Source organism: Flavobacterium sp. (genome assembly GCF_003525665.1).
In the GTDB taxonomy this organism is placed as follows: Bacteria; Bacteroidota; Bacteroidia; order Flavobacteriales; family Flavobacteriaceae; genus Flavobacterium.
On sequence record NZ_DQDX01000002.1, the window covers coordinates 788 to 10,198 of the forward strand.

Sequence of the window (9,411 nt, forward strand, 5' to 3'; positions counted from 1 at the left end):
TACAGTAATATTTTGGCTATAGTTAATATTGAATACAAAAAAAAGGAGTAATTTTATCTTTAGGTATTTCATGTCTTTTTGTTTTTATTGGAAAATAATGTTGGCACATAAAATGTGCCAACATCTTATACACACCTTTTTAATTATGTAATTGGATGTAAAGAACCATCTAACCAAACATCACAATTTCCATATTGCCATGGGCCATAATATGTATTTCCACTCGGGTATATTGTGACTGTTCTCCATTTACATGGTACTGTTTTATCGTCTTCTCCGTTTGAATTTGTTTTAATGGTTGTGAAAGAAGATAAGGTTAACACAGCAATTGCTGAAATCGAAAAAATTAATTTCTTCATATGAAAAATTTATTAGTTGTTCGTTTCACTATTAAAACTATATCAAATTTGACAATTAACAAATAATCCACAAAATCAAAAATACACTAAAAAATATAAAAAAATCACTATTTTTACGAAGATTTTAACTAAATGGTGTTTTATATGAAAGTAGGTAATAGAATTAAAAGTTTACGAATTGAAAAAGGGTATTCAACAGATTTTGTTGCAGATAAATTAGGTATATCTGAACAAACTTATAGAAAATATGAATCCGATAAAAATTCTCCTGATTTGAATGCATTAGAAAAAATTGCACAAACTTTAGGTAAAAACTTTTTAGACCTATTACCAGAGAATATTTTATTTAATAATAATGAACAAAAAGGAGGTATTGCACTTGCATATCAATCTACAATTCATCAACAATCAGAAAAGCTAATTGAACAATTTGAAAAACAACTTTTTGAAAAAGATATACGTATTACCGAGAAAGAAGAACGAATTGAAGAGTTAAAAGATATTATTATCGAACTTAAAAAAAATTAGAATTAAAAAAAAAAATTAAATTTATAACAAAATGAAAGCCGGATTTTTAGCACAACAAAACCTTATGATCATTTCGCTAGAAAGTTGGAAGAAATTAGTCGATTCTCAAAGTGTTTGGTTGAGTACAGTTCCATCGGTTTTGATTATTAAGCCATAGTTCGCGCTTTTTGATAATTGAAAATTCGAATAAGTTTATAATAGATTCATTTACATTGTTTCGTAGTAAAAAAATAAAAATTTGTAAAACAAAAGTTTCGTAAATTTGTAAAAAATAAAGTTATGACTACGATAACATTAAAAATTAACGAAAACACCAAAAAAGGAAAAGCTTTTCTAGAAATGGCTCGTGTTTTTTTTGAAAATTCTAAGGAAATTGTACTTATTGAAGAAGGTAAAAGTCCTTATGATCAAGAATTTGTTGCAAAAATAAAAAAAGCAAGTAAAGAAAAAGGTCGCGTTATGGAGAATGCTGAAGATCTATGGGAAAGTATCAAGTAATAATTAAAGCTACTGCCGAAAAAGATTTATCTAAACATAAAAAATCTGGAGATAAGGCTTCGATTAAAAAAATATTGAAAATTCTTAATGAATTAAAAGAACATCCTTATACTGGAACTGGAAATCCAGAAGAATTAAAATACGAATTGTCTGGTTTTTGGTCAAGAAGAATCAATAAAAAGGACCGACTAATTTATGAAGTTCAAGAAGAAGTTGTTACTGTTTTTGTAGTTTCTGCATTTGGACATTATTAAATTCTAAAACCCTAAATCCAAAACATAGCTCAATTTCAGTGCAAAATTATCTTCAAATTTTGGTAACGCATTTGGTCCATATCTCATGAAGAATGTTAGTCCGAATCCTTTAAATATTTGATTGGCTTCTACGCCACTTTCAAAGAAACCTTTTTCCATAGTTTTGTATTCAAATCCTAAATGGCTTTCGCGATTATCCATATTTCCCCAAGCCATTCTTGTAACTACAGAAATTAGAGGTTTTATTTTATAGGCAATTTTTACTTTGTTAAAAGTGTGTTTTACATGAAAACTCACATATTTGCTTGAGAAAAATTCGTTGAAAAACATCGTTTCAAAACTGTTTTTACCAGCAAAAGTAATTCGTTGAAATAACGTTTCCCTATTCAGATTATTCGGAGCAATACTGTACAAATGCGTCAATGGCGTATCGCCAACAGCATAGCCACTTTGAAAAAGAAACGCAGTATTTTGTCCCGATAAATACGGAATTTCATGTATGATTTTGAAATCTACTTTGGTAAAATCAAAATCGCCTCCTATGATATTGTTGAACGATTTTGTAAGTTGTAATGAGAATTTTGGAAACCTTTTTTCAATTTCTAATCTTCCAGTAGAAGTTTGCATATAACCACTAAAAGGATTCCACTGAATGGCAAATTGTGCTGTAGTCAAATTGAAATTTTGGTACAATCTTTCGTTTGGCGCAAAGGCATAATTAAACAATGGAAGCACTTCACTACGAGAAATCCCGAAGTAACTTGTAGTTTTCGGAATGTATTGACTTTCTATAAATCCGGAGAATGTTTTGTGATTGTAAAACGTTGAAATGTTTATTGGTCGCGGATCGTAAATTTTAAAACGGCGCGCTTGTGTTGCAAATTGAATCTGACCAATTTCACTCAAATCATCATCATAAGAAGCATTCACCCAAGTATTGGTTTCTTTATTTAAAAGATACGATGGTGTGATTCCGTATTTGAATTTTTCATCTTTAAATCCGAATGCAACATAACCACTAATTTTATATTTTTCAGATAATTTATTGTTTGTTACGCCACCAATTCCTAATCGAAAACCTTCGTAATTATTGTATTTGAATATGGTTTTTAGATCAACATCAATAAAACTAACCGGCAAATATCCATTAATAATTTTTCGTCCAAATAGTAATTTTTGTTCGATATTTTCTGAAACAGAAAGACTGTCTAAATTGGTGTAGGTTCGAATTCTTCTAACGTCAAGCGTATCTTTTCTAATATTTTTCCAATACGAATCGGGTTTGGTCATGCTCGCTTCTGGAACGTCAATTTTAATGCTCGGCATTTTAAACGAAACAGGTTCGTTAATTTTAATATCGTAAGGTGTGGATTCTAATTTTAAATACAATTGATCGGAAGCGTCTTTTTGAATTCCTTCCAAACTCGAATTGAATTTTATCGTACCACCAAAAATCTTCAAATCCTCGCTATTGTTTCCTTTTACAACGGTGAATTTCCTTTTTTCGGGAAACCAAATACGGTGTTCTTTCATGTAATTGAACGTGAAAGTCGCATTGATGTTTATGATTCCGTAAATGCGATAAAATGCTTTTGCAATTCCAAAATTCTCGGCATCAACAAACAATAATCCGCGTAATTTATCGGAATTTAATTTTTTTGGTTGGAAGTAAATTCTGTAAACAGTTCGATTATCTAGCTTTACAGTATCAATTAATTTGAAAACAAACAATTTTCGACCATAACTTGACAGCGGATTTCGAACAGGAATTTCCAAAATATCCAACTGATTTTCATACAACGAATACGAAACTAAATTCAATCCCAAATATTCATACAACGGTTTTTTGAATCCAGCCATTCGTGATGCCAACACGGTTTCTTTCGCACCTTGCTCGTTAAACTGAATTAGATTTACCTTTTCGGTTTGATAAATATGTTGTTTTTCGACTAACTTTTTTAGTTTATAATTGGTAGAATCCAACACGATTTTCTTTCTTCCGAAAATAGATTTTTTATAGGTAGTATCAATTTTACTAGAGATAGAATCCGGATTTGCAGTAACTAAAAGGTGTTCGTAATTTTTATATTCAAAACTTTTGAAGACTTTTTCGGGTTGGTTTTTATACTTGTTATCGATTATTTTTTTGACGATTAAATTCACTTCGTTTTCGCTGTAAATTTCTTTTTCCTTCATGGTGTTATCATTCACCATTTTGATAATTAGAAACTTGGCACCTTCAGTAAAATAATGGGTTTTATCGTAATAACCTTTGTACTTGAAAATTATCGGCTTTTTATCGTCTTTGATATCAACAGAAAATTTTCCTTCCCAATCGGAAAGTATGGTTTTGTTGTTGTAGTTAATTTTGGCGAAAGCAATTGGAACAGTCGTGTCAAAATCAATAACTTGACCTTGCATTGTTTTTTGCGAAAAAGCAAAATTGCAAATTAAAATAATAAGGAACGTCCAAAAATTTTTCATCAAAGGGATTTTGTTTGTAAATCATTGTAAAACAACTACGACAAAAATAGCAATAAAAAAATCCGTTCGACATTTCAAACGGATTTTAATTTATAATTAACTTGTAAAAATTACACTTTCATTATTTCAGCTTCTTTCAACGCTAGATGTTCCTCTACTTTTTTAATGTAAACATCAGTTAATTTTTGAACATCATCTTCTGCTTTCTTACATAAATCTTCTGAAGTTCCGTCTTTTTCTAATTTTTTAATATCAGAATTAGCGTCTTTTCTGTGATTTCTAATTCCAATTTTAGCATCTTCGGCTTCTTGTTTGGCTTGTTTTACCAAATCACGACGACGTTCTTCTGTTAATGGTGGAACGCTAATAATCACAATATCACCATTATTCATTGGGTTAAAACCTAAATTGGCAATCATAATTGCTTTTTCAATAGGTTGCAACATGCTTTTTTCATACGGTTGAATCGTGATTGTTCTTGCATCTGGTATATTTACATTGGCAACTTGCGAAAGTGGCGTTTGTGAACCATAATAATCTACAAAAACGCTACCCAACATTTGTGGAGACGCTTTTCCGGCACGAATATTTAAAAAAGATTTTTCTAAGTGCGCAACAGAACCATTCATAGCTTCTTTTGTGCTGTCTAAAATAAACTCAATTTCTTCCATTTTTATTTATGTTTGTGGTTTTTAGTTTATGGTTTGTTGTTAACTATGAACTACAAACTATAAACCCTAAACTTTATATATTAACTACTGTTCCAACGTTTTCGCCTTCACAAATTTTAAGTAAATTTCCTTTCTGATTCATGTCAAAAACTACGATTGGCAATTTATTTTCCTGACTTAAAGTAAACGCAGTTGTGTCCATTACATTCAATCCTTTTTTCAATACATCTTCAAATGAAATGTAGTCGAATTTCACAGCAGATTTATCTTTTTCTGGATCGGCTGTGTAAACACCATCAACACGAGTTCCTTTTAGAATTACATCGGCGTGAACTTCTACACCACGTAAAACTGCAGCTGTATCGGTTGTGAAATAAGGATTTCCAGTTCCTGCACCAAAAATAACAATTCTTCCTTTTTCTAGGTGACGAACTGCTCTTCTTTTAATGTAAGGTTCTGCAATAGCTTCAATTTTTAAAGCTGTTTGCAAACGCGTTAACATTCCTTTATCTTCAAGCGCGCCTTGTAACGCCATTCCGTTGATAACTGTTGCTAACATTCCCATGTAATCACCTTGCACGCGATCCATTCCGCTACTTGCTCCTGCAACACCTCTAAAAATGTTTCCACCGCCAATAACAATGGCAATTTCGATACCTTTATCGTGAATTTGCTTAATTTCATCTGCATATTCCGATAGAATTTTTGGGTCAATTCCGTATTGTTTCTCGCCCATTAAAGCTTCTCCACTTAATTTTAGAAGGATTCTTTTGTATTTCATACTCTTGTAGAATGTTGTGTTTTGAAGTGCAAATATAGTTATTAAATATTTTTGTGAAATAGCAAAGTAAAATTTATGCTTCTAATGTTTCAAATGATTTTTTGGCAGCTTGATAACCAATTTCAAAAATTTTGTCCATTTTAGATTTATTGGTTTCAAAGGTGTTGAAATTGGTAAGTTCTTCGGGTTCGATAATGATATCACAATAATTGAATTTTTGTAGGTTCGAATTTGCCGCAAGTAACTCAAAAGCTCGAGTAGTAACTGCTTTAATCGATTTCAAATCCTTGGCTTCAATTTTGTGAATCGGACTCACATAAACTCCGATTATATTGTCGCATCTTCCTTGTAAAATATCGGTCGGAAAATGATTTAGAATTCCGCCATCGCTATACAAAACACCATTTATTTCATAAGGTGAAATCACTCCAGGAACAGCAGACGAAGCTAAAATAGCATCGACAATTTTAGTATCATCGTTAAAGATTTTGAGTTTTCCTTTCACCATATCGGTTGCGGTAATGTGAATTGGTATTTTTAAATCGTTTATTTTGGCGTCTTTAAAAATTTCTTCAAAGTATTTTTTAAAGGATTCCGAGTCGATGATTCCTGCTTTTTTCAACGTAAAATGTTTCCAATGGAAGAAATAAATCGATTTAAAAAATGCCAAAATTTCCTCAGGAGTTTTTCCCCAAGCATAAAGCGCGGCAACAATTGCACCAGCACTCGAACCTGCAATTTGCGATGGTTTAATATTTTGTTCTTCTAGAAATTTTATCGCGCCAGCATGAGCCAATCCTTTTGTTCCGCCACCAGATAAAGCAAATCCTGTTGATTTTAAGTTCAAATCCATTACTTTTTTGTTTTGATAACGTGTTTGTGTGATTATTGTTACAAATCTTTTGTAAAAATAAAACTAATTTTGCAGAATAAAATTTAGTTATGTACACAATTATAGAAAAAAGTTTAGCGAATAGTTTTTCGTATCAAGAATATAGAAATTATGTTACATTAATGTCTGATGAAGGAAAAACTACAGGTCATGAACAAACCGAAGCACTCGTAAATTATACCAAACTTAATGAGTCGAGATTGCATCGACTTGACAAAACGATGGTTGTTGTTGATGAAGTAAAAACTTTTCTAGAAAATTTAGATAAAGACTATATTTGGTTGGTAATTTCTGAAAGCTGGTGTGGCGATGCTGCGCAAATTCTACCTATTATCAATAAAATGGCAGAAGTTTCAGATAAAATTGATTTGCGAGTTGTACTTCGTGATGATAATGAAGATTTGATGAATTTATTTCTAACCAACGGAACGCGCTCAATTCCCAAACTAATTATTATTGATAAAAATACTAACGAAGTGATTGCCGATTTCGGACCACGACCTAAAGAAGCCAAACAATTAATTCTTGATTACAAAGCAGAGCATGGAGTTGTTGATGAAACGGCAAAAATCAATTTGCAAAAATGGTATTTAAACGATAAAGGAATTTCTACACAGAAAGAAATTGTAGCGTTGATGATGTAGATTTTAGACTTTTACTTTTCTAACTGTTTTAATTGTTCTAGGAGAACGGCTTCCGTGAAAAGCTCTTAAAACTTCTATTTTATTGGCACGAATTCTATAGATAATTAGGTAAGAACCTAAAATTATGTTGCGATAAATTTTTGTTTTAGTTTCTAGATGACGACATTCCGAATGAAGAAGGTATTGGGTTTCTAATAGACGAACACTCTCTATTATTTCAAAGTAAAAAATATCGGCTAATTTCGTACCAAAAGTTACTTCTCCGTATTCATAAATTGATGGAACATCTACTTCTTCAAATAATTTAGAACCAATTACTTTTTTCTTTTCAATCTCCATTCTTCCAAACGTTTAATAGTATCTTCTATCGGGCTAAATGCACCTTCTTCTGCTTCTTTAATTAAAGAAACGAATTCATCCTGTGACATTGGTTTGCCAGGAGTTGCGAGATTTTTAGTTTTTTTGTTAGAAGTTTTCATATCACTAGGATTTCTATCAAGTAAATGTAAGAAATAAATTAATTGAAAAACAGAAAGATAACAATATTTTAATCAAATTATTACTCAAAATCCTCAGGAGAAACGGCATTAATTACATCATAATCACCAATTTTGGTTCTTCGTAAAGCAGATAAGTGTCCGCCAGAATTTAACGCCATTCCAAAATCATAAGCTAGTGAACGAATGTAAGTTCCTTTGCTGCATTTTACTCTAAAATCAATTTCTGGTAATGCAATTCTAGTAATTTCAAATTCGTGAATGGTAGTTTTTCTAAAAGCAATTTCTACTTCTTCACCAGCACGAGCATGTTCGTACAAACGTTTTCCATCTTTTTTAATTGCAGAAAATACAGGTGGTTTTTGATCGATTTCGCCTAAAAATTGTTTTGTAGTTTCTAGAATTAATGCTTCTGAAATATGTTCGGTTGGAAAAGTAGCATCTACTTGGGTTTCCAAATCGTAACTTGGTGTTGTTGCTCCAACTGTGATTGTTCCGGTATATTCTTTGGCTTGCGCCTGAATTTCGGTAATTTTTTTTGTGAATTTTCCAGTGCAAATAATTAATAAACCAGTCGCTAAAGGATCTAATGTTCCAGCATGACCAATTTTGAATTTTTTAGGAAGTTGGTATTTACGAATTAAACCGTATTTTAATTTATTAACTGCCTGAAAAGAACTCCACGTTAATGGTTTGTCAATTAATAAAATCTGACCTTCAAGAAAATCTTCTGCTGTCATTATATTACGTCTAATTTTTGGATGAAAAAGTGAATTACAAGTAATGCAATCCCCACAACAATTCGGTAATATCCAAATACTTTAAATCCGTTTTTACTTAAAAATCCGATGAAGGTTTTAATCGCTAAAAGTGCTACAATAAATCCGACAACATTTCCAATTATCAATAAATTTATTTGCTCGTCAGTAAGTGNNATATCGTAACATTTTTTTAGAGTCGCACCAAGCATCGTTGGAACCGCAAGAAAAAATGAAAATTCGGCAGCCGTAGTTCGAGATAATTTTTGTGACATTCCGCCTACAATACTTGCGCCACTTCTAGAAACTCCAGGAATCATCGCCAAACATTGAAATACACCAATTTTGAATGCAGTTGCATACGATATTTCTTGACTTTGGGTAACTTCGGTTTGTTTTGAAAACCAATCATCCACTTTTAATAATATGATTCCACCAATTAAAAGGGAAACAGCAACAGTCACAGGATTTTCTAATAAAGCATCGATTTTTTTACTAAAAAGCAATCCAAAAACAACAGCCGGAATAAACGCCACCAACAATTTGAAATAAAAATCAAAACTTTGAAAGAAACGTTTAAAGTATAAAACTACGACCGAAAGTATCGTTCCAAGTTGGATAACAATGGTAAAAAGTTTGGTAAAATCATCTTGTGCAATGCCAAAAAACGAACTTGCGATAATCATGTGACCAGTTGAAGAAACAGGTAGAAATTCGGTTATTCCTTCAATAATTGCAAGAATAATGGCTTGTAAATAATCCATTAATTATTTTTTTGGATTTTTGAAAATCGAATAAATGGTAACTCCAAAACCAATTAAAACTAAAGTTGGAGCCAATCTAATTCTTCTAAAACTAAATAATTCGGCTTCTTTAAAAACGTTTGGATCAGTGCTTCCGCCGCCACTCATTAATATAAATCCAAGAGCAATTACTGCCAATCCTACTAATAGAATTTTATAATTTACGCCTTCAAATAAAAAGCCATTGTTGTTTTCGTTTTCTTTCATAATCTAAATATCTTAAATTCTATTCTCTATATTCT

General features: G+C 31.4%; 14 protein-coding genes. 5 read left to right on the forward strand and 9 right to left on the reverse strand.

The features are described 5' to 3' along the window. The first annotated feature begins 503 nt into the window (after positions 1-503). The 4 genes from DIU01_RS00270 (at position 504) to DIU01_RS00285 (ending at position 1,639) form a co-directional block, all read left to right on the forward strand. Entirely contained in the window at positions 504-887 is a 384-nt protein-coding gene (locus DIU01_RS00270; protein ID WP_290831265.1) for a helix-turn-helix transcriptional regulator, read from the forward strand. Positions 888-918: 31 nt separating this feature from the next. Then, positions 919-1,044, forward strand: coding sequence for a hypothetical protein (locus DIU01_RS00275; protein ID WP_290831266.1), 126 nt, complete (start codon positions 919-921; stop codon positions 1,042-1,044). A 122-nt stretch (positions 1,045-1,166) separates the two neighbouring features. Next, the gene (locus DIU01_RS00280) at positions 1,167-1,385 is read left to right on the forward strand and encodes a DUF2683 family protein (RefSeq protein ID WP_290831267.1); all 219 of its coding nucleotides are present in this window, start codon (positions 1,167-1,169) and stop codon (positions 1,383-1,385) included. Further along, positions 1,367-1,639 carry a Txe/YoeB family addiction module toxin gene (locus DIU01_RS00285; RefSeq protein WP_290831268.1) on the forward strand — a complete coding sequence of 91 codons (273 nt, stop codon included), beginning with the start codon at positions 1,367-1,369 and terminating at the stop codon, positions 1,637-1,639. The genes DIU01_RS00280 and DIU01_RS00285 overlap by 19 nt, the downstream gene beginning before the upstream one ends. Before the next feature lie 3 nt (positions 1,640-1,642). Here DIU01_RS00285 and DIU01_RS00290 read toward each other — a convergent pair whose 3' ends face one another. The 4 genes from DIU01_RS00290 to DIU01_RS00305 all read right to left on the reverse strand — a co-directional run bounded on the left by DIU01_RS00290 (position 1,643) and on the right by DIU01_RS00305 (position 6,428). Beyond that, positions 1,643-4,123 carry a DUF5686 family protein gene (locus DIU01_RS00290; RefSeq protein WP_290831269.1) on the reverse strand — a complete coding sequence of 827 codons (2,481 nt, stop codon included), beginning with the start codon at positions 4,121-4,123 and terminating at the stop codon, positions 1,643-1,645. A 110-nt stretch (positions 4,124-4,233) separates the two neighbouring features. Then, positions 4,234-4,794, reverse strand: coding sequence for a ribosome recycling factor (frr, locus tag DIU01_RS00295; protein ID WP_290831270.1), 561 nt, complete (start codon positions 4,792-4,794; stop codon positions 4,234-4,236). Between the two features lie 73 nt (positions 4,795-4,867). After that, positions 4,868-5,575: a UMP kinase gene (gene pyrH / locus DIU01_RS00300; protein ID WP_290831271.1), complete on the reverse strand. Its 708-nt coding sequence runs from the start codon at positions 5,573-5,575 to the stop codon at positions 4,868-4,870. 73 nt (positions 5,576-5,648) lie between these two features. After that, a complete protein-coding gene (locus DIU01_RS00305) occupies positions 5,649-6,428 on the reverse strand; it encodes a patatin-like phospholipase family protein (RefSeq protein WP_290831272.1) in 780 nt (259 codons plus the stop codon). 89 nt (positions 6,429-6,517) lie between these two features. Here DIU01_RS00305 and DIU01_RS00310 point away from each other — a divergent pair, with 89 nt between their 5' ends. Next, a complete protein-coding gene (locus DIU01_RS00310) occupies positions 6,518-7,111 on the forward strand; it encodes a thioredoxin family protein (RefSeq protein WP_290831273.1) in 594 nt (197 codons plus the stop codon). Positions 7,112-7,114: 3 nt separating this feature from the next. On the opposite strand, the gene DIU01_RS00315 is transcribed toward DIU01_RS00310, so the two are convergent. From DIU01_RS00315 to DIU01_RS00335, 5 genes are all read right to left on the reverse strand, one after another. Next, positions 7,115-7,450 (reverse strand): type II toxin-antitoxin system RelE/ParE family toxin, encoded by a 336-nt coding sequence (locus tag DIU01_RS00315; protein WP_290831274.1) that lies wholly within the window; start codon positions 7,448-7,450, stop codon positions 7,115-7,117. Next, the gene (locus DIU01_RS00320) at positions 7,426-7,590 is read right to left on the reverse strand and encodes a hypothetical protein (protein WP_290831275.1); all 165 of its coding nucleotides are present in this window, start codon (positions 7,588-7,590) and stop codon (positions 7,426-7,428) included. Before DIU01_RS00320 ends, DIU01_RS00315 begins: the two co-directional genes overlap by 25 nt. Before the next feature lie 80 nt (positions 7,591-7,670). Then, positions 7,671-8,348, reverse strand: a complete 678-nt coding sequence (gene truB, locus DIU01_RS00325; protein ID WP_290831276.1) for a tRNA pseudouridine(55) synthase TruB — start codon at positions 8,346-8,348, stop codon at positions 7,671-7,673. Continuing rightward, a complete protein-coding gene (locus tag DIU01_RS00330; RefSeq protein ID WP_290831277.1) occupies positions 8,348-9,130 on the reverse strand; it encodes an undecaprenyl-diphosphate phosphatase in 783 nt (260 codons plus the stop codon). The genes truB and DIU01_RS00330 overlap by 1 nt, the downstream gene beginning before the upstream one ends. 3 nt (positions 9,131-9,133) lie before the next feature. Beyond that, entirely contained in the window at positions 9,134-9,376 is a 243-nt protein-coding gene (locus DIU01_RS00335) for a DUF3098 domain-containing protein (RefSeq protein ID WP_290831278.1), read from the reverse strand. Between the last annotated feature and the right edge of the window lie 35 nt (positions 9,377-9,411).

What these genes read in the sequence shown, in the direction of transcription:
- DIU01_RS00305 (WP_290831272.1), bottom strand. Translation starts at nt 6,428, where the DNA reads ATGGATTTGAACTTAAAATCAACAGGATTTGCTTTATCTGGTGGCGGA.
- DIU01_RS00335 (WP_290831278.1), bottom strand. Translation starts at nt 9,376, where the DNA reads ATGAAAGAAAACGAAAACAACAATGGCTTTTTATTTGAAGGCGTAAAT.
- DIU01_RS00285 (WP_290831268.1), top strand. Translation starts at nt 1,367, where the DNA reads ATGGGAAAGTATCAAGTAATAATTAAAGCTACTGCCGAAAAAGATTTA.
- DIU01_RS00320 (WP_290831275.1), bottom strand. Translation starts at nt 7,590, where the DNA reads ATGAAAACTTCTAACAAAAAAACTAAAAATCTCGCAACTCCTGGCAAA.
- DIU01_RS00275 (WP_290831266.1), top strand. Translation starts at nt 919, where the DNA reads ATGAAAGCCGGATTTTTAGCACAACAAAACCTTATGATCATTTCGCTA.
- truB (WP_290831276.1), bottom strand. Translation starts at nt 8,348, where the DNA reads ATGACAGCAGAAGATTTTCTTGAAGGTCAGATTTTATTAATTGACAAA.
- frr (WP_290831270.1), bottom strand. Translation starts at nt 4,794, where the DNA reads ATGGAAGAAATTGAGTTTATTTTAGACAGCACAAAAGAAGCTATGAAT.
- DIU01_RS00315 (WP_290831274.1), bottom strand. Translation starts at nt 7,450, where the DNA reads ATGGAGATTGAAAAGAAAAAAGTAATTGGTTCTAAATTATTTGAAGAA.
- DIU01_RS00270 (WP_290831265.1), top strand. Translation starts at nt 504, where the DNA reads ATGAAAGTAGGTAATAGAATTAAAAGTTTACGAATTGAAAAAGGGTAT.
- pyrH (WP_290831271.1), bottom strand. Translation starts at nt 5,575, where the DNA reads ATGAAATACAAAAGAATCCTTCTAAAATTAAGTGGAGAAGCTTTAATG.
- DIU01_RS00280 (WP_290831267.1), top strand. Translation starts at nt 1,167, where the DNA reads ATGACTACGATAACATTAAAAATTAACGAAAACACCAAAAAAGGAAAA.
- DIU01_RS00290 (WP_290831269.1), bottom strand. Translation starts at nt 4,123, where the DNA reads ATGAAAAATTTTTGGACGTTCCTTATTATTTTAATTTGCAATTTTGCT.
- DIU01_RS00310 (WP_290831273.1), top strand. Translation starts at nt 6,518, where the DNA reads ATGTACACAATTATAGAAAAAAGTTTAGCGAATAGTTTTTCGTATCAA.